This is a genomic window from Selenomonas sp. oral taxon 892 str. F0426, assembly GCF_000468035.1.
Taxonomy (GTDB): domain Bacteria; phylum Bacillota; class Negativicutes; order Selenomonadales; family Selenomonadaceae; genus Centipeda.
Map to the genome: position 1 here is coordinate 23721 of NZ_KI260535.1, position 18703 is coordinate 42423.

An 18703-nucleotide genomic window follows, 5' to 3' on the forward strand; every position below is an offset into this window, starting at 1 on the left:
TACAAAAGTGCCCCGTGCAAAAATGCACGAGACACTGGATTTTACAACAGAGCCGCACGCAGCTCCTCACCGCTCTTCGCCGAGAGATAGGCGGGAGCGATGTCGAGCACGGTCTTGCAGCCTTTTGCGCCCTCGGACGCAAGGCGATGCGCCGCACGTGCATATGCCGCGAGAACACACGCCGTAAACTCGGGGTTCGAGTCGAGCTTCAGGTTGAACTCAATGACGTGCTTGTGCTCGCCATCCTTGCCCGTCGCGCCCGAGCGAACGACAAAGCCCGCATGGGGAAGCCCCGCATGGTCACGCTGCAGCTCCTCCTCACTGATGAAGTGCACCGTCGTATCATAGTCCGCGAAATAGTTCGGCATCGTCACGATCGCCTTCTCCACGGCAGCGGCGTCTGCGCCCTCCTCAAGCACGACGTAGCACTCACGCGTATGCTTCTCACGCGTCGAGAGCGTCGGATTCGCACCGCTGCGCACGGCATCGAGTGCCGCCGGAACGGGTACGGTATACTGCTTGGCATTCTTGACGCCCGGAATGCGGCGAATCGCATCCGAGTGTCCCTGACTGACGCCGCGCCCCCAGAACGTATAGTCTGCGCCGTTCGTAAGCACCGCATTGCCATAGACACGCGCGAGCGAGAACATCCCCGGATCCCAGCCGACCGAGATCACACCGACGTGCCCCGCCGCCTTTGCCGCCGCATCCACCGCCGCAAAATGCGCGGGGATCTTTGCATGCGTATCGAAGCTGTCCACCACATTGAACAGCTTGGCAAATGCGGGTGTCTGCTCGGGAAGATCGGTTGCGGAACCGCCGCAGAGGATCAGAACGTCGACCTTGTCCTGCCACTCCGCCGCCTTGTCAGCATGGACGACCGGCACATTCGTGCGCGGCTTCACCGATGCAGGGTCGCGCCGCGTAAAGACGGCGACCAGCTCCATATCCTCATTTGCCTCCACGGCATACTCCACGCCGCGGCCGAGATTGCCATAGCCAAGAATACCAATACGAATCATAAAAACTCCTCCCGCCATCCCCCCGGATGACGTCAAACTCAGTAATGCGGGTGCACCTTTACATAGTCGACGGGACGCGACCAGTCCACCTGGACATTCGTCTCATTCCACAAGCGTGTGAGAGCCAGTTCAAAGCTCTCCTGATCCGCGAGCGGAGTAACGGTCTCCTTCGTGAAGTCCATCAGAGTCTTATGCGGCACCTCAACCTCATGCTCAGCGGCAAGAAACTCCTCCACCGCCGTACGGCCCTTCTCATCCGCAAGATTCACCGTCGCCGAATGCGAAGCCGCATCATAATCAATCCAGCCGAGAACGTCGCCATAGCTGATGGCGACACTGTACGTATCACTCACTCGTATCACCTCTTTTATATACTGCCCCTGCGGGCGTCCTTATTATAGAACGATTCTCCCACACACGCAACTGCCCAATGAAAATAATTCTGTATACAGGAGACAGGCATATCCGCCGTTTGGAGGCCCTTCACCTACTGGACAGGGCTTTATATTGTGCTTATAATATGCGTAGGTTTTCAAATGCTCAGTCTGTATGATAAGCAAAGGAGCAGACAAATGGACTACACAAGCAAGATCGCCGTCGGCATGACCCATGAGGCAGTGGACACGGTAACGGACGTGAATACGGCGGTAACCGTCGGCAGCGGCTCGCTCGCGGTGTACGCAACGCCCGCGATGGCAGCCCTTATGGAGCGTGCGGCAGCGGAACTCTGCCAGCAGGAGTGTCCCGAGGGCTGGACAACAGTCGGTACGGAGCTGCATATCAAGCATCGTGCGGCAACGCCGACGGGACTCACTGTCCGCGCCATCGCCGAGGTAACGGCAGTGGACGGGCGTGCAATCTCACTCAAGGTGACGGCGTACGACGAGCGCGAGGAGATCGGTACGGGCACACACATGCGCTTTGCTGTTGCCGTTGAGAAATTTATGGAAAAGGCAGAGGGGAAGCGCTGATATAACGCAATAAAATAGACGGCGGTACGAAGTGTGAACTTCGTACCGCCGTCCGTTTTATTGTGCCCCTTCCACCGCTTACGCGGTCCCCCTTCCCCGTCAAACGGGGAAGGCTAGGGGTTGGTGTTTAGAATCCCCAGGCAATGTTGAAACCGCCCGTGATGCCCTTACGCTTGCCCGCATATCCCGTGAGGTTCAGACCATAGGTGACGGTGCTGTCCGCCGGAGCGAAGCGGTAGCCAAGCTCGAAGAGTGTCGTGCCTCCCTTGAGGCTCGTACCCGGCAGGCCAAAGCCCTGATAGGACGCCGAGCTCTTGCCGTCAAATTCATACTCCCACGCAAGTCCTGCGTAGAGTTCCGAGTCAAGGCCGTTCTTGATCGTATAGCGCGTACCGAAGCGCAGGCGGCTCGAGTTCGACGCACCGAAGTCATACGTCTCACCGCTCGAGAGTTTCGTGCTCATCCCCGCCTGATGTGCATAGAAGTACTTTGCATAGGTCTCAAACCGGTTGCCGCTCAGGAACTCTCTCTTCTGTCCGACGCCAAGATGTCCGGCAAAGTAGGTGCTCGATCCGTCATAGCTTGTCGCACGATCACCGACTGCACCGCTGTAGTCACTCTTTGCCTTACCGACGCGGAGGCTTCCCTCAATGTAGGTGCCACTCGTATTCTCCGACTTCGCCATGACACCGAAGCCGAGGTAGCTCGTCTTGCCGTCCCCATGCGCGCCATCATCCAGGTAGGAGTCATACGAGCCGCGTCCGTACTCAATGAAAGGCCCGAAGGTGAGCGAGCTGCTCAGAAGCTCGTTGCGGCGTGCAAAGCCGACATTGAGGTTCCATCCCTTCGCATCGACGTGCGAGCCAGTCTTGAGGCGCATACTGCCATAGCTCTGTGCTGCGAACAGCTGATAGCTGCCAAGGGTTGACAGGGGCACCGCCGTTGCGCCGGAATTTTTCTCGCCGCTCGCAAGCGGTGCATCCACGATGTCCGCGATCTGCGTTGCGGCAACCTCTGCCGCAGGGATACCGACATCCGTGAGGAGGTCTGAGCCGCTTGTGAGGAAGGCAATCGCCGCCGACTGCGTCTCGACGAGAGATTTCGCTCCCTCCTTCACAGTAACCGACTTCACCCGCCCGATCAGTTCATTCTTATAGCTCGACGAGGCGTTGACGCTATTGCGTGTCTCAAGCGCAAAGGTATAGTTCAGCGTGACTCCCTGAGTCGTCTTGTACTCCTTGCCGGTAAAGTCATCCGTCGTGAGGTTCTTGTCCGAGGGCAGTTTGATGAGGCTGACAATATCGCCGTTATGAATCGGTGCACCGTCTCCATCAATATCGATGCCAAGACTCATCCCCCGAATGTCCTTATGTGACGAATCGGTCAGCGTCAGCATCGAGAAACGCATATCCGATTTCGGGCTGAGGTAGAAGTTGAGGTTCTGGAAACCCTCGAAATAGCCCACCGTTGTGCCCGTATCATAGATATTCAGCGTATTTCCGTCCGTAAGGGGTGCGGGGCCGTCGTTCGCGGGCGATCCCGTCGAAAGCCAGCCGCCGTAGACATGCCCCTTCACGGTCGTACCGCGCAGCGTGACGGTGTTGTCTTTTGCCGTCTTGCCCCAGCCGCCGTAGACATTGCCGCCGATCATGCTGCCGTTGTCTGCAATCCTGCCGATGGTAACGCGCCCGAGATCGACAATGCTCTTTTCCACGTCACCGCTGACCGAATAGCCGCCGTAGATATTGCCGACGACCGAACCATTCAGCACCTGAACGCGGTTGGATGAGAGCTTCAGCTTACTCTCGGACTTTGCGCCGTAGATATTGCCTGTGAGATTGCCGTGCAGGAGGGTGACACTGTTGTCCGTCATCTCTCCGTCGCTCGCAATGTTCTTCGCATACGCGCCGTAAACGTCACGGATGCTCAGAGCAACATCGCGGTCGATGGTGAGCGCGTTGCTCGTGAGGTTCGCCTTCTTTTCGCCCGTCGTGACACCGGCCGCAGCAAAGGTCTTGATGCCGTCCGCCTGCGTTCCCGTGATGAGGAGCTTGTTCCGCTCCACATCATAGCCCATCGCAGAGATTCCTGTGAACACCTCATCGCTCACGAGTTTGGCATCTGTGCCGTCATAGCGGCGATCACCGTCGCGCAGACGGTTGACCGTCAGCAGAACATCCTGCCCTGTGACCGTCCCCGCAGCCGTTGTCGTGCTCTGGTTGCCGTTGATATGCAGATAAGCTTCGTAGGGATCGTTCGGATAGTAGGTCTTTGTGATATCCGTCGCAGAGTAGTTCGAGAAGTTCATCCCGTCCGCACTCTGAATGAGTCTGAGCGAATGTGAACCCATCCACGTCGGATCAATGTTGAACTTCTGAGCATCCACCGTGATCTTCTTAAAATCAACGATTGTGCCAAGACCGCCCGCGCCCTTGATATGGAGCATGGTCTTCCCGATGAGCGTGTTGTTGTGGAGAACGAATTTGAAGGTGTCGAAATTGCGAACCTTGTTGACCACAACCTGTTTCTTGTTGTCCGAGCTGTCGCCCGCCTGCACAATGAGCGTGTTGTCCGCGCCCGCGCCGGTATCGTTCGCACCGTAGATATCGCCCTCGATGGTCGCGTCGTAGCTGCCGTTGTCCGCACCGAGGATGAGTGTATTCTTCGTCGCCTGACCTGCAGACGCAGACCAGCCTGCAAAGACGTTGCCCGTCACCTTGCCGCCCGTAATCTGAACGGTATTGTCCGTAACTGCACCCGTACCTGCAGAGTAGCCGCCATAGAGCGTCCCCGCCGTACCGCCTGCCATAAGGACGCGGTTGTTCTGCACTGTGCCGTCATTGTTGCTGCGCCCGATGTAGCCGCCATAGCCCTCCGTCACAGAGAAGGGATTTGTGCCCGTGGATCGAATCTCGAGGGTATTCCCGTCATTGGGGGTTGTGCCGCCCGATCCGCCTGTCTTGCCGAGTGTCTTGGCGCCGTATGCTCTGATACTGCGGGTCAGCGTGCCATCGATGGTCAGACGGTTGTGCCTGGTCGTCTGCCCGCCGTAAGAGCGACCGCCAAACCACTCCTCCTTGCTTGCATCCGTTGCATCGTATGTCAGATTTCCGTTTTGGAAACGGTTGTAGTCGAGCAGGAGCTTCTGCGCAGACGCTGTGTTCGTGTTCGTACGCATTGAGTACTCATAGTCGCCGTTTGTCAGTGTCACAGCCGAGGCAGCAATCGGATCGTAGCTTCTAAATACAAGTCCATTGGTTCGGCTGGCGTCGATCAGCGTGACAGTACCTGCAACCTGCCGATTCGACATCCGCTCCGTATCAAGTCCGAAGTTGGCAGCGTTAAAGTCCACCGTCTGATAGTCGAACCCATTCGGATCAGTCAGCGTAAGCATGGTATCGCCGGCATTCACCTGATCCGTGAGGAAGAACTTATAGCTCTGGAAGTTGTGGACCCCCTTGACTGTGATGTTCTTCGCCTTGACATTCAGCGTATTTCCGTCTGCCGTTGTTGCACCGCCGTACAGAGTCACATGGGTGAGGTCTGCGGCATACGCGCCGTCCTTTGAACCAAGGTTGATTGTATTCCCTGTCTCAACGGTCTTATTCGTCCCGCGGGCATAGCCGCCATAGATGGTGGAATCCACCGTCGAGTTATCCTCGCGCAAGCCGCCGACACGACCGCCCGTGATGGTAACGATGTTCTTGCCGGAGGAAGATGCCTTTATGCTCGAGTTCAAGGGAGGCAGGTTGGCATGGGTCACGCCGCCGTAGATATTGCCGTGAACCGTGCCGCCATCGACATTGACCTCATTCTCCGTGACAGCGGCTGCATTCACAGCGGCTGAGGTGCTCTCACCGCCTGTGATATGATTGCGAACATCCCCGCTCGAGATTGTGACGATGTTCTTCGTCACCGCTGCCGTATCTCCTGCACCGGCAGACATTGCTCCATAGATATCGTTCACACGGGCAGCATCGGAGGAGACTGTGACCTCGTTTGCCTCTATACGGCCGCTGCCGTCTGTATGAGCACCGTAGATCGTCTCTCCGACCTTCGCCGTACCTGTAACTATGACCTTATTTTCCTTCGCCGTACCGATATCCGTCAGATGAGCGCCGTAGATCTCCTTGGCAGAGCCTCCACTCATCGTGACCGTGTTCTTCTCGACAGTCGGCGTATAGGTATCCTGTGCACCGCTGGCCAAGAAATCACCGTAGACACCATAGACGATCGCCCGAATATCGCCCTCTGTGATCGTTACTGTATTCCCCGTAGCCTTGCGGCTGACACGGTCATCCCCGTCGATATAACCGCCGACAACATTCCCGCCAATGACCGAGTGAACGGTATTTGTGATGTGATTGCCTCCGACATTGATCTCATTCTCCTCGACGAGGGTCTTGCCGGAGCCGCCTGTCACGCTGCCATAAACCGTGGCGTTCTCCACGGTAACTTTATTCTTTCGAACCGTGCCTGTCCCATTGGACGAGAAACCACCGGTGATATTTCCCGTTACCGTCCCACCGGTCAGCGCGACCTCATTCTCCTCTACATTGCCTGCCATTTCAGCATGTCCGCCATAGAGGTTCTGCATCACGCCGCCCGTCATCGTGAGGGTATTTTTCATGACGTGTGCACCGGTGGAGCTATAGCCACCATATGCTTCCAACGTTGCCTGATAGCGACTGTTTGGCAGGAGAGTGCCGCCCGCATTTGTAATTTTCAGCTTGTTGTTTTGGACAATCTGGTTCTCCCAGATGGAGTACCCGCCATAAATTTTTCCATTCACAATGGAGGAACTGCTGTAAGTGGCATCCGCATTCTGGAAACGGTGGAGTTCCGCCTTAACCTCATTCCAGGCCGTTGAATGCGCAGGAGTAAGAGGATAGTCCCGTGTCGTATAAGAGTTCACCGAAAGTTGATACTCATAGTCACCGCTGACTCCCGTCGGCTGCGCGGAGGGGTTCGTGATATAGAGGTTTGAGACACGGTCGCTGAGCGTAGGATTGTTTGGCGTTTTGCCGTCTTTCATCAGGGTGATTGTGCCAACATTGCCATAGTATTTCTTTACGCCATCGGGCTTCCCCTCTGCTGTCGTTCCGCTCCAGCCAGCTGCATCAACGCTGAAGTCTTCGAGGCTCACACCGCGTCCAAGGGCATTGCCGTCCTCTGTGAGCGTCAACATCGTATGCCCTGTACGGGAAAGCGTTGTATTCTCCGCATCGATGCCCGTATTCAGTGCAAAGGTATATTTATTAAAATTCTTCGCAGAGATTGCATCAACATTCTTTGTACGGACGGTCAGTATGTTATTGCCGTAGTGAACCGTATCATTGCCGCCATAAATCTCAGCCTGTGAGAGGTTTGGCGTATAAATGCCGTTCTCATCCCCAAGTGTGACACGGTTTCCCGCCGTTGCTCCGTTGGTGGAGATGTTCTCAGCATATCCGCCGTAGATCCGCCCCTCGACTCTGCCGCGTTCGATGACAACATCGTTGTTGTTTGCCGAGGTCTTTCCCCTGCCGCCCGCAATGGCAATGCCGTCCGCTCCGGCTCTGACGGATCCCTCAATCGAGCCGCCCGCATTCGTCATCTCCACCTTGCCGCTTGTTGCACCGCCTGCAACAGAGTATGCGCCGTACAACGATCCAATGACCGTTCCGCCGCTCATCCGAACCGTGTTCTTCGGAGCCTTTGCATCTGTCTGCTGAACCATGCTCTGTGCATGACCGCCATGAAGCTGACCCCTTACCATACCGCCGTTCATCACAACGGTATTGTTGACAACATTTCCCTTGCCGATGCCGCCGTAGCCATTGCCAACGAGACCGATGTTATTGATGGTGAGCGTATTGCCTGTCACCAGATTCGTTGTGTCACTCGTTCCGCCCGCTGTAATCGTGCCGTTCACACGGGGGAGGTTGATGCTCGGCTGTGTCAGCACACCAATCGTAAGATGGTTGTCTGCTACGGAGCCGTTCATCAGATTCGTACCGACAATGTCACCGTACGGCTTCAGTGCAGTACCATCCTGTCCGTTGATGACATCGCCCGTACGGACCGTGTGCTCTGCCGCATACGCCGCAGGCAGCCCCGCAAAGGCGCCGCCGACCGCGAGTGCCACGAATGCGGCGAGCTGCCGCTGAGATTTCATTCCTTTGAGCATTGCTTTCTCTCCTTCATCGTACAGTAGAACGTATCCATCCTTTGCAGCGCCGGGCACTGCGTTCATTGGCTATGAAGTTTTCTCATTTATCTATTATATTACGCACGTCCGAAAACGTCAATCGTAAGTTCACATCTCCTGCCCGTAGATCGCACGAATCTCCTCGGTATAGCTTCCATCCGCGTCACGCACGATGAGAGCCGGTTCGTGGCGCAGTCCTGCGGGCGATGCTCCCTTAGCCGCTTCGATGAGCATGAGGTTCGGCGGACGATCGGCACGCGGCTGCACCATCTGCAGACGCTTGACGGCAAGCCCCTCAACATGGAGGGCGAGAACAATCTCGCTGACTCGCTCGGGCAGGTGCACCATAGCAAGCCGCCCACCATGCCGAAGGGCGTATGCCGCCGCACGCACTGTGTCGGCGAGGGTCGCGGTGATCTCGTGCCGCGCCGCCGCACGTGCCCCCATACTGACGGCGCCGCTCGTAACAGGACGATAGGGCGGGTTGCTGTATACGAGATCGTATTCCGCACACGCAAAAAGTGCGGAAGGGGCACGATAGTCGCCCTCCCGCACTGTAATTTTGTCTATGAGATTGTTCATGCGAACATTCCGTACGGCAAGAGATGCCTGCACGGGGCTGAGCTCAACGGCTGTGATATGTGCCGCATGATCCGCGACGAGGAGAGGAATGACACCCGTGCCCGTCCCGAGGTCGAGGACACGTTCCCGCCCTGTGAGGTGCGGAAAATGTGCGAGAAGTACGGCATCCATTGAGAAACAGAACTCATCCGTACGCTGGATAATATACCGTCCTCTGCAGCATAGATCATCGATTCTCTCGCTTGCAGTCAGTGTCTCCATATCACTCATGGATCTCCTCGTTCTGCCTGGGGTGCGGTCGGCGCGACTGCCGTTTATTCGAGCGGCGTCGCTGTTCTGTGCCCTTGGCATGCCGCTCACCATGCTCCTGACGCTGTCTGGCTCCTGCGTGACGTTCACGACGCTCGTGCCCCTCACGCCCTTCGCGCGGCGACCGTCCCTCACGCGGCGGTCGTTTCTTCTGTTCCTGCGCAGCGCACGGGCTGCCCGTACTGCCCTCCTCGTCCTCGACGTGTGCGATCTCCTCCCATGCCGTGACGACGGTCTTCCCATCGTCCATGAGTATGGTCACCGTACGGCGCTGTTCGTTCAGTGCTACGACGCGTCCCTCTCCGTCCCTGGCCATGACACGGTCGTTCTGAGCGGGGATATACTCGACCTTTTTCGCCTTCATGCACCCGCCGCAGCCGTAGCCCTCGCTCTCGTATTTCAGGCAGCACATGAGCCGCCCGCAGATCCCCGAGATCTTCGTCGGATTGAGCGAGAGGTTCTGCTCCTTTGCCATGCGGATGGAGACGGGCACGAAGTCACCGAGGAAGGTCGCGCAGCAGAGCGGCCGCCCGCAGCAGCCCATGCCGCCCATCATCTTTGCCTCGTCGCGCACACCGATCTGACGCAGTTCGATGCGGGTGCGGAATACCCCCGCAAGTTCGCGCACGAGCTGACGGAAATCGATGCGGCCGTCTGCGGTAAAGTAAAAGAGCATCTTCGAGAGGTCAAAGGTCAGCTCGACATCGACAAGCTTCATCTTGAGGTCGAGGTCTCTGATCTTCTCCTCACAGACCGTGCGAGCCTCACGCTCGCGCGCATGGTTTTCCTCGATACGTGCGAGGTCGGAGTCATCGGCAATGCGGTGTACGATGCGCAGATTCGGCGGGACAGATTCGTCCGGCACCTCACGCGGAGCGATGACAACCTTGCCGCACTCCATGCCGCGCGCGGTCTCGACGATGACATGATCGCCCTCTGCGATGGTGAGCTGTCCCTGCCCAAAGGAATATATCTTGCCCGCCGGTTTAAAGCGGACACCTACAATGGTTTGCAAAACTTCCTCCTAAATGTATATATACCCCTCTCAGAGAGGAAAATTATTTCTATCGTTCAAAACGACCCTTCTGCTGCGCTTCACGTCATCCCTTTGCACGCAGCAAAAAGGCTTCTGCCTGGAGTGCAGGATTTACATTTGCCCCAATGCGGTGCGAGAGTTCCTGCGTCTCACGCAGGAGATCAAAAAGGTGTGCGCGGCTCATTCGCGACAAGAGCACCATGAGATCATCGCGGCGGTCAGTGTGATAGAGGGCCGTACTGCCGCCATCCTCATGCAGGATGAGGAGATCGCGCAGCGCCATCTGCAGATAGGAGATCCATGCTGTGCGCTCCTCATGTGTTCGTGCGCCAAGCGCTTCCGCGCGTGCCCATATGTCCTCCACGCGAAGGGTATCCAGCTCCATGAGCAGTGTTAACGCATCATCGCGCAGCGCCAGCCCCTCTTCGGCAAGGGCATATGCCTTACCAAGGCTGCCGTCTGCAAGCGCAGCAATCGCCGCAGCATTCTTTGCATCATGCTCTCTCAGTGCCGCCGCAATCTCTGCGCGCGGCAGGGAGCCAAAAGCGATCCGCACCGTACGTGAGCGTATGGTCGGCAGGAGGGCGTCGTAGGCATTCGTCACGAGGATGAAGAATGCTGTGCCCGCCGGCTCCTCGATGGTCTTGAGGAGGCGGTTCGCTGCCGTCTCATTCATGCTGTCAGCGCCGTCAATCAGGATGATCCGGCGCCCTGCCAGGGTGGGTGCTCCCGATGCCGCGACGAGGATGTCGCGGATGGCATCCGTGCGGATCATGGCCGCACTCTTGCCGCGTGCCTCAGGGGCCGTCTCGAAGTAGTCGGGATGAATCCCGGCCGCCATCGTACGACAGGAGTCACAAATGCCACAGGGGCTGTCTCCCGGACGCTCACAGAGGATTGTCCGCGCGAGCACACGCGCCGTCCGGCGCTTGCCAACGCCCTCCATTCCGCTGAAAAGCAATGCATGGGGGAATCGGTCCTCGGCCGCCAGTATACGCAGCCGACGGATAATCTCCGCATGCCCGCGGATGTCCGTCCAGTCACGCGGAAACAGAACCCGTACAGGCGCCTCTGGTGCAGCCATGGGCGCCGCGTTCTTCATACGCGCCATCACATATAGAGGTCAACGAGAAGGCCTCGGATGGCATCATGACTCGCGATGATATCAAGCTGCTCGGCCTGACCGAGACGGATCTTCTCCGCCATTTCCTCAAGTTTTTTGTCAATCTTACGCACAGAGGTATAGACTTTCTGCCGCCCCAGGCGATCCCAGCCCGCCTGCGTATGCAGCTCATACATCGTATCAACGGCCTCACCGATGAAGCTTTGAATGAGCGCACGATATGAGCGCAGTTCATCAAAGGTCGGTGATTTCGAGAGACGCGCTCCCTGTTCGTCAATCTGCTCGAGCAGACGATCCATCGCCTCGCGCGACATGGATGACTCTTGATCGGCCAGCTCCATGCTGAAATCCGTCGCTGTTCCGCGCACGCCCGCGTCACTTTCTGGACGCGGGATCGTAAGCGACGTACTGCGCGAAATGCTGCTGTCTATCTTCATCGCCATCGCGTTCACCCAATCCCTTTTCCTGTATTTCTAAACGAAATGATATAATGCACCGATTATTATTATAGCCCGAACATATACTAAAGTCAAAGAGGGAAATTGACTTTGACGTGATACTTTGCTATCCTTATTTATATTAAACTAATATAATTGCGGAAAGGATCTGACAGTATGGTTGAGGGGGACAAACTCTACGCGCTGCTCAAGCACGGAGCCTCTATCCACATCATTAGCCAAGAACTCTCGATCGACTACTACGGCGTACTCGAACTCAGTGAGGAGGAGCAGACAGCGGGCAAGCCTGCCGGGGCGCTGGCCGCGCGTCTCGATATCCCCGTGGGAAAATTTGTTGATACGCCCAGTGCCGGGCAGATGCTCCAGTGTCACCTCACGGGTGCCGGCTGCGTTTATCATTTTGATGTCCCCTACCGCTCTGCCTCTCCGCTGCCCGATACGATCTGGTATCTCGATCTGCCGGAGAGTGCGGAGCGCATCCAGCTGCGTGACTTCGTCCGTGTTCCCATCCCGATGTCAATTGAGGTGAAACTGCCGGGCGATCACGGGAGTCTAAAAGATTACCGCGAGGTCGCACTCATCGATATCAGCGGCGGCGGACTCTGCTTCGTTCACAGCGAGCCGCTCATTATGGAGGCGCCAATCGTGGTGCGTGTACCCGATCTGCCGCACATTGGCACGCTCGATGCTGAGGGAACAGTGCGGCGCGCAACACCGATTGAGACAAACCTCGGCATGACGTACCACATCGGCGTGATGTTCGGCGATGCACTGGGGCGCCGTGAGCGTGACCGCCTCGTACAGAGCGTCTATCAGCTCCAACAGAGTTACCTGCGCAAGGGACTCAAGGTGCCGCAGATCGATCATACGAAGAGGGGCTGAATACATAAAAAGGCTGTTGCACGAAGCTAGAAAACTTCGTGCAACAGCCCATTTTTTGTATTAAACTCACGCCCAACGTAGCTTCATCAGCTCGGGATAGACCTCCTCGAGCACCTGGAGGCCGACACCGACCATCGCCATGAAGCTGTCCGACTGAAAGGCACCAACGTGCAGGTCAAGCGGCAAGTCGATGTCGACAACGACATCCCGCTCATCATCCACAACGAACTTTACATAGCGATACTCACTGTTCCACTCGTTGAGTTTCTCGTGAAACACCTGCGGATCCATATTCTCATCAAGACGAACAAGGCCGAAGTACTTGATCTTGATGAAGTCGTTCGTGTCTCCGTTCTCTGTGACAACGATGGCGATGCTCACAACGCTGCCATTATCGAGCTGCTGCCGCATGCGGATGATCCGCTCCTCGCCGTCATCGGTGACATCCTCACCGTATTTCATATCCTGCTTGTCCAGCTCTGCTTTGATCGCTTCAAACGCGCTGTTCTTGAGCCCTTCCTCGCTCCCGCTGAAACCGTCAAAAAGTCCCATGGAGTTCCTCCGTTCAACGTTCGTATTTTGTTTCTTTATTCCTGCGGGCGCGGTTGATGCCCACGTGTGCAAAGTTCCATCAGGTCGTCATAGACCTTTTCTACAATGCGCATGCCGACTCCCATCATCGCCATGACACTGCTTGGCTGAAACGTCCCTTCATGCAGGTCGAGCGGCAGGTCGATGTCGAGAACAACATCCTGGTCGCGATCAAGGCAGAACTTCACGTAGCGAAAATCGGCGTTCCACTCGTTGATCTTTGCAAGCAATGCTCCGCGCAGATGGTCTTCCTCGAGATAGGCAATATCATAGAGCTTGATCTTGATAAAGCCATCAGCATGGTTGTACTCACGCACGACAATGACCGCTGTGATGGTCTCATCGTTCTCGAGTTCGTTCCGCATATAAAAGTATGTCTCTTTACGGTCTTCCTCACTCTCGTCACTCAGCTCATAGTTCCAGTCGTGCCGATCAAGCTCTGCCTTGAGCGCATCGCAAATGCCCAGCGAGGCCGTTTCATCACCGCCGTGAAATCCATCAAAGAGTCCCATTTGTCCCCTCCATATTCGCCCTTCTGTGAGAGCATTGTCCCCATTATATTATGGCGCTGGAGCAATTAAACCGATCGCCGTAAGCGTATCGATCGCAGCAGTGCCGCGTTCATTTTGAAAATCGAGTGTCGAGACGACAACCTGTCGGATGTAGTGCTGCACTCCATCTTCGTAGTAGCTGCTGATGTCATGAATCACGTACGGGATGCCCCCTGCATCCTGTCCAAGATAGAGCATAACATGCCCGGGGCGAAAGAGCAGTGCCCCAGGTGGTGCGTGCGCGAGGCGCTCATAGCGCTCCGCGGTGGTACGACCGGTCAGAGGCAGGAGCGCACAGGCGCGCTCCTGCATATCCGCATCGCGCGGCAGCTCTACCCCCATAGCACGATAGATGTTCTGCACGTAGGATGAGCAGTCCATCCCATCATTTCCCCCGCCCCATCCGTACTCGGTACGGAGCGGACGAAAGGCGAGGCGGATGAGATTGTTGTGCGTCAGCGGCAGCCGTCCCTCCGTAAGACTGCCGTCATCCGTCCTCCGCACCTCCTGAACGGCGAGATGTCCCCCGGCATCCCGTACAGGCAGGTACAGATGGAGCGTCCCATCCGTCGCCCGTGTGCCCGAAATCTTTGCTCCGAGTTGATAGAGGTGTTCTCTCCCCGCCTCCGCCAGGCGGAGCTGCGCCGCCGTCACGGTGAAGAACTCCTCCGGCGCGGCGAATCCACACCATGTCTCCCAATCCGCATATGCGAGCGCATCCACATCGACCCAGCCGTGATAGTCCCGCGTCTCGACAAAGGCGAAGCGCCGATCTCCCGAGGTATGGAGGACGAGCACCGCCTCCCCCGGATCCAGCACCGTTCCCTGCAGGGCATCATAGTACATATCATCCGGTGACTCGTACCAACCGTCCGCTGTCGGCAGGAGGCGTACATCGGCGCGCCGAACAGCAACGGCAGGACGAACATCGATGATCGCCCCGAGGCTCTCGATAGCACGGTTGGCACAAACAGACTGCCAGCGTTCTGCTGTGAGCGGCTGCCCGCCATCGTAGAGATCCGGCAGCGTCTCGTCGTATCCCTGTGCTGCAGCGTGTATCTGCATGCCCACGCGCGCGTCCGCCGCTGCTGTAAGGTCGTATGTCAGGCCACGCTGCACATTCACGCGCGCGAGCTCCGCGCATGCCTCTGCTGTGAGGAGCGGTGTGTCTCCGTTCACGCGCAGCCATGCATCTGCAGTCGCAGCCTTCCCCATCACAGGCAGCTCCGCATGAACCACGCCTGCGCTCAGCTCCGCGATGACGAGGAATGCAGCAGCAACAGCGATAATGCGAAGAAACGATCTGACACAGGAGTCCTCAGGCACTCTCCTGCTCCCCGCGCAGCTCAGTCAGTCCCCACGCGAAGAACGCATCCATACCGATGAAGGCGAACTCGTTGTCCGCCACCGCCTCTCCGAACTCCTCCATCGTCCCGATGGCAAAGGAGCCTGCATGACGACCAGGAGCGCGTCGGGGGAGATCCCCCCGTACGCCACGCTCAAAAAACGCCTCTGTGTCTGTGTTGACCGCTGCGAGTTCCTGTAGGAAGTTGCGCGCCATCTTCATCTTGCCGAGGCGATAAAAGAGCATCGCCAGAGGCAGATACATCAGTGCAACCCCCTCTTCATAGCGCTGATAGAGCTGTATCGCGGCGTCCCCCTCCTCGATCGCGGCATAGATAAACATGAGCTGATAGCGCCGCCCAAGCCCGTCGTGTTCCGAGAGGCGGAGCATCTCCTCGCATTCCTTTGCCGCGAGACGAAGCTTGCGTGCTGCCAGAAGGGACTCCAGATAGGAGAGGCGCAGGAACATATATGGCTTCGTCGCGGGCATCGCCCAAAACTTGCCGATGTTCTCCTCGGAGAACATCCCCTGCTCCTCGAACTGCGCCGTTGCCTTGCGCGTCAGATCCTCGTAGTGATGCACGCGGTCGTCTGCATTTTGGGCAAGATACTCGATCTGCATGCAGGCAGCCGTAAGATTGTCCGGCTCCATGCGCAGAATGCGCTTGATGATGCGATAGCGCTCCTCGCCCGTCTTCTGTCGTGCACGTGCGATGAGTTCGTCTGCAGTGAGGGTATTTACCTCACGCGGCAGATTCGGATTCTCACGCAGCCGTCGGCTGAGATCTGATACGATCTCGGTCATGCGCTCAACGCTGATCTTTCCACCCTCGGCCTTTACCATGCGGTTCAGTTCAAGCTGCATCCATTCCTTGTCTGTCATGCAATTTCCCTTCCTTTGCTGGTAGTTCCTATACTTATTATACCTTGTTTTTACAGAAAAAGCTACAAAAAAGAACTGCCGCCCCAACCATGTATGGGACGGCAGTTCATCTGCTATTTTTCCTTCTTGTTTTTTGCTTTCTTTCCCTTTTTTGCGGGTTTTTCATGTGTGTTCGCAGGTTCCTCGATCGTTTGCTGTTTCGCTGCGGCAAGTGCCGCGCGATCCGCATCGGTCAGGATGCCGCGTGAGCGGCGGATAAGCGCCTCCTGATTTGCTGCTGCATATTGGATGATCGCATCGAAGAACTTCTTTTCAACGTCCTTGTCCGACAGCGCAGAGAGCGTGATCTCCTTTGTATTCTCCTCGCGGGAGAGCGTTCCCCAGAGACTGTCCAGATCCTCGTGCGCCGTGATGTGGACGACACCGGCGCGCAGGTCGATCAGAAGATACTCCGCTGCACCCGAGAGGTCACTATAGCCATCGAGCGGCAGCATGCGCCAGCGCCGCTTGGAGACGACATCCTGGATCTGTATGTTATCGTAGATACGGAGCGTAGGCACGACGATCTTTGTGAGGTCGATATAGCCGTGTGCGTCCGTCGCATACTGAATCTGTTCTTTGTTAAAGTAATAGCCTTGGCGTGCCGTTGACTGCACCCACTGATAGATGTGCTTTGGAATCTCCTCGGCGGCTGCAGGGCGAGCGTCCATAAACAGAGCGGCGCAGAGAAGGAGTACCGCTCCCCATTTTTTTTGCACGTATCATCGCTCCCATCGCATGTTGAGTTTATGTCCGATATGTTATGACGAAAATCTGAATTTTTGCTGAACACGATAGGTCGCGGTGCTCCTCCGCTTAAAGCCCTGAGTGCAGCTCCCAATCATCGGCGTTGTCGAGGCTGTCAAGCTCATACGGCGTCCCCTGATAGACGTAGTAGTTCAGCCAGTTCGCAAAAAGAAGATGTGCTACGCTGCGCCAGCGCACAGTCGGTGCACAGTTCGGATCATCATCGGGGTAGTAATTGCACGGGATGTCAGGATCAAGTCCCGCTACGAGATCACGATCATACTCCGCCTTGAGCGTCAGGGGATCGTACTCTGCATGTCCGGTAATGAAGAATTGGCGGCGATGGAGGTTTGCAATGATGTAGGGGCCCGCCGCACCGTCAGCGAGAACGGTCAGCTCCGGCACGCGCGCAATATCCTCACGACGCGTCTCTGTATGACGTGAGTGAGGGACGTAGAAGCCATCATCAAAGCCGCGCAGGAGCGGCTCATGCTGGACACAGAGGCGATGCTCGAACACACCGAAGATCTTCTTGTCCATCCAGTGCTTCGGGATATCATAGTGGTAGTACAGCCCCGCCTGCGCGCCCCAACAGATATGAAATGTGGAGTAGGCGTGTTTCCGGCTCCACTGCATGATCTCAGAGACCTCATCCCAGTAGGCAACACGCTCGAATGGCAGCTGTTCAATTGGCGCACCTGTGATGATGAACCCATCGTACTTCTTGTGCCGCACCTCGGCAAATGTGCCATAGAACTCCGTCAGATAGTCACGCGGCGTGTGGGATGGAATATAGGACTCCGTATAGATAAAATCCACCTCAACCTGCAGCGGCGTATTGCCAAGGAGGCGCAGGAGCTGTGTCTCTGTCACGTCCTTGATCGGCATGAGATTCAGAATGAGGATGCGCAGCGGACGAATATCCTGACTGTACGCACGCGCCGCATTCATGACGAAGATGTTCTCCCCCTCCAGAACATTCGTCGCAGGCAGGCTGTTCGGTATCTTAATCGGCATCGTTTCCCGTTCCCTTTCGTATGGAATTGCGCAGAGGAGACCTCCGCTCCATAAAATTATTTCAGCTGATAGCGCGTCACCCACGTGCTGTATCCATTTGCGAATGCACGCAGACGGATGAGACCACGCTCCTCAGGAGCATTGCGCGCAATCATACGATAGGCGCCCTCATAGCCGTCATCAAGGGGCTGCCACCCATCGGCAGGCGACCAATAGCGCCCTGTAACAATGCGCTCCGTCCCCTGTGGCAGGTTCACTGCACGCTTATCGAATTTGATCTCAACAGCCTTACCTGCTGCATCGCGCACCTCTGTCCACGCCCAAAAGATCAAATTGTCCCCCATGCGGCGCATCGTCGATGTGTCGGCTGTCACCTGCGTCTTGATTCCGGACAAAGCCTCCTCGGACCACAGCAGGATCCAGCGGTCATCTGCACGCATGCGTTCCAGCTCTCCGCGATGAAATACAGTGTCGATGATTGCCGCATAGAACTCCTCATCAAACTGCTGTGAATTCATCTCCTTCTCCGTGCCCTCGCCTTTTGACCAGAGCACATTGCCCGCAGCATCGTAGAATGTCTCCCCTATGTATTGGAGCAGGCGATTCTGCGGCGAGACTCGTACCTGCGCAATCGCATAGGAAAGCTGACTGGGGCTGGTAATGACGTGTCCGATCTTGTAGTTGCGGATCGTCTCCTCTGCTCCTTCATAGCTGAACGATGTCTTGATCTCCCCCTCGATCTCCGTCGCAGCCGTCTTGCCTGCGGCGGTCTTTCCAGACTTCAGCACATGAACCGTTGCCGGTGCATAGAATTTTGAATAGCGATCATTCGAGCTCAGCCAAACCCATGTGCGCCCATCCTCTGCAAGAGCTGCAGGGCACATCATCAGCAGGAGGAGGAACGACAGCAAGAGTCCCGTTCCATATCGTATCTTCGTGCTCATCTCAGGCTCTCCTC

Annotated in this window: 16 protein-coding genes; 2 read left to right on the top strand and 14 right to left on the bottom strand. The window is 56.7% G+C overall.

Annotated elements, in window-relative coordinates; all coding sequences use genetic code 11:
- Positions 1-41: 41 nt before the first annotated feature.
- Both HMPREF1992_RS03905 and HMPREF1992_RS03910 read right to left on the bottom strand, forming a co-directional pair.
- On the bottom strand, positions 42-1022 hold the full coding sequence (locus HMPREF1992_RS03905; protein ID WP_037358502.1) for a diaminopimelate dehydrogenase: 981 nt from the start codon (positions 1020-1022) through the stop codon (positions 42-44).
- 38 nt (positions 1023-1060) lie between these two features.
- Entirely contained in the window at positions 1061-1375 is a 315-nt protein-coding gene (locus HMPREF1992_RS03910; RefSeq protein ID WP_021684542.1) for a hypothetical protein, read from the bottom strand.
- A gap of 219 nt (positions 1376-1594) precedes the next feature.
- On the opposite strand from HMPREF1992_RS03910, the gene HMPREF1992_RS03915 reads away from it, so the two are divergent.
- On the top strand, positions 1595-1993 hold the full coding sequence (locus HMPREF1992_RS03915; RefSeq protein WP_037358505.1) for a thioesterase family protein: 399 nt from the start codon (positions 1595-1597) through the stop codon (positions 1991-1993).
- Positions 1994-2120: 127 nt separating this feature from the next.
- On the opposite strand, the gene HMPREF1992_RS03920 is transcribed toward HMPREF1992_RS03915, so the two are convergent.
- The 5 genes from HMPREF1992_RS03920 to HMPREF1992_RS03940 form a co-directional block, all read right to left on the bottom strand.
- A complete protein-coding gene (locus HMPREF1992_RS03920; RefSeq protein WP_037358519.1) occupies positions 2121-8162 on the bottom strand; it encodes an autotransporter outer membrane beta-barrel domain-containing protein in 6042 nt (2013 codons plus the stop codon).
- A 129-nt stretch (positions 8163-8291) separates the two neighbouring features.
- Positions 8292-9035: a tRNA1(Val) (adenine(37)-N6)-methyltransferase gene (locus HMPREF1992_RS03925; protein WP_021684545.1), complete on the bottom strand. Its 744-nt coding sequence runs from the start codon at positions 9033-9035 to the stop codon at positions 8292-8294.
- Entirely contained in the window at positions 9028-10089 is a 1062-nt protein-coding gene (gene ricT / locus HMPREF1992_RS03930) for a stage 0 sporulation family protein (RefSeq protein ID WP_021684546.1), read from the bottom strand. The genes HMPREF1992_RS03925 and ricT overlap by 8 nt, the downstream gene beginning before the upstream one ends.
- 85 nt (positions 10090-10174) lie before the next feature.
- Positions 10175-11221 (bottom strand): DNA polymerase III subunit delta', encoded by a 1047-nt coding sequence (gene holB, locus HMPREF1992_RS03935; protein WP_021684547.1) that lies wholly within the window; start codon positions 11219-11221, stop codon positions 10175-10177.
- Entirely contained in the window at positions 11221-11676 is a 456-nt protein-coding gene (locus HMPREF1992_RS03940) for a YaaR family protein (protein WP_021684548.1), read from the bottom strand. Before HMPREF1992_RS03940 ends, holB begins: the two co-directional genes overlap by 1 nt.
- A gap of 171 nt (positions 11677-11847) precedes the next feature.
- On the opposite strand from HMPREF1992_RS03940, the gene HMPREF1992_RS03945 reads away from it, so the two are divergent.
- On the top strand, positions 11848-12573 hold the full coding sequence (locus tag HMPREF1992_RS03945; protein ID WP_021684549.1) for a flagellar brake protein: 726 nt from the start codon (positions 11848-11850) through the stop codon (positions 12571-12573).
- A 66-nt stretch (positions 12574-12639) separates the two neighbouring features.
- Here HMPREF1992_RS03945 and HMPREF1992_RS03950 read toward each other — a convergent pair whose 3' ends face one another.
- The 7 genes from HMPREF1992_RS03950 to HMPREF1992_RS03980 all read right to left on the bottom strand — a co-directional run bounded on the left by HMPREF1992_RS03950 (position 12640) and on the right by HMPREF1992_RS03980 (position 18689).
- Complete coding sequence (locus tag HMPREF1992_RS03950; RefSeq protein ID WP_021684550.1) at positions 12640-13125, bottom strand: YbjN domain-containing protein; 486 nt, start codon at positions 13123-13125, stop codon at positions 12640-12642.
- A 35-nt stretch (positions 13126-13160) separates the two neighbouring features.
- Positions 13161-13676 (bottom strand): YbjN domain-containing protein, encoded by a 516-nt coding sequence (locus tag HMPREF1992_RS03955; RefSeq protein ID WP_021684551.1) that lies wholly within the window; start codon positions 13674-13676, stop codon positions 13161-13163.
- Positions 13677-13724: 48 nt separating this feature from the next.
- Positions 13725-15041 carry an SH3 domain-containing protein gene (locus tag HMPREF1992_RS03960; RefSeq protein ID WP_021684552.1) on the bottom strand — a complete coding sequence of 439 codons (1317 nt, stop codon included), beginning with the start codon at positions 15039-15041 and terminating at the stop codon, positions 13725-13727.
- The gene (locus tag HMPREF1992_RS03965; RefSeq protein ID WP_021684553.1) at positions 15034-15942 is read right to left on the bottom strand and encodes a hypothetical protein; all 909 of its coding nucleotides are present in this window, start codon (positions 15940-15942) and stop codon (positions 15034-15036) included. Before HMPREF1992_RS03965 ends, HMPREF1992_RS03960 begins: the two co-directional genes overlap by 8 nt.
- Before the next feature lie 113 nt (positions 15943-16055).
- Positions 16056-16700, bottom strand: coding sequence for a hypothetical protein (locus HMPREF1992_RS03970; RefSeq protein WP_021684554.1), 645 nt, complete (start codon positions 16698-16700; stop codon positions 16056-16058).
- 97 nt (positions 16701-16797) lie between these two features.
- The gene (gene metA, locus HMPREF1992_RS03975; RefSeq protein ID WP_021684555.1) at positions 16798-17745 is read right to left on the bottom strand and encodes a homoserine O-succinyltransferase; all 948 of its coding nucleotides are present in this window, start codon (positions 17743-17745) and stop codon (positions 16798-16800) included.
- 56 nt (positions 17746-17801) lie between these two features.
- On the bottom strand, positions 17802-18689 hold the full coding sequence (locus HMPREF1992_RS03980; RefSeq protein WP_021684556.1) for a hypothetical protein: 888 nt from the start codon (positions 18687-18689) through the stop codon (positions 17802-17804).
- Between the last annotated feature and the right edge of the window lie 14 nt (positions 18690-18703).

What these genes read in the sequence shown, in the direction of transcription:
- HMPREF1992_RS03905 (WP_037358502.1), bottom strand. Translation starts at nt 1,022, where the DNA reads ATGATTCGTATTGGTATTCTTGGCTATGGCAATCTCGGCCGCGGCGTG.
- HMPREF1992_RS03940 (WP_021684548.1), bottom strand. Translation starts at nt 11,676, where the DNA reads ATGGCGATGAAGATAGACAGCAGCATTTCGCGCAGTACGTCGCTTACG.
- HMPREF1992_RS03920 (WP_037358519.1), bottom strand. Translation starts at nt 8,162, where the DNA reads ATGCTCAAAGGAATGAAATCTCAGCGGCAGCTCGCCGCATTCGTGGCA.
- HMPREF1992_RS03965 (WP_021684553.1), bottom strand. Translation starts at nt 15,942, where the DNA reads ATGACAGACAAGGAATGGATGCAGCTTGAACTGAACCGCATGGTAAAG.
- HMPREF1992_RS03945 (WP_021684549.1), top strand. Translation starts at nt 11,848, where the DNA reads ATGGTTGAGGGGGACAAACTCTACGCGCTGCTCAAGCACGGAGCCTCT.
- HMPREF1992_RS03915 (WP_037358505.1), top strand. Translation starts at nt 1,595, where the DNA reads ATGGACTACACAAGCAAGATCGCCGTCGGCATGACCCATGAGGCAGTG.
- HMPREF1992_RS03980 (WP_021684556.1), bottom strand. Translation starts at nt 18,689, where the DNA reads ATGAGCACGAAGATACGATATGGAACGGGACTCTTGCTGTCGTTCCTC.
- HMPREF1992_RS03950 (WP_021684550.1), bottom strand. Translation starts at nt 13,125, where the DNA reads ATGGGACTTTTTGACGGTTTCAGCGGGAGCGAGGAAGGGCTCAAGAAC.
- HMPREF1992_RS03955 (WP_021684551.1), bottom strand. Translation starts at nt 13,676, where the DNA reads ATGGGACTCTTTGATGGATTTCACGGCGGTGATGAAACGGCCTCGCTG.
- HMPREF1992_RS03925 (WP_021684545.1), bottom strand. Translation starts at nt 9,035, where the DNA reads ATGAGTGATATGGAGACACTGACTGCAAGCGAGAGAATCGATGATCTA.
- holB (WP_021684547.1), bottom strand. Translation starts at nt 11,221, where the DNA reads ATGGCGCGTATGAAGAACGCGGCGCCCATGGCTGCACCAGAGGCGCCT.
- metA (WP_021684555.1), bottom strand. Translation starts at nt 17,745, where the DNA reads ATGCCGATTAAGATACCGAACAGCCTGCCTGCGACGAATGTTCTGGAG.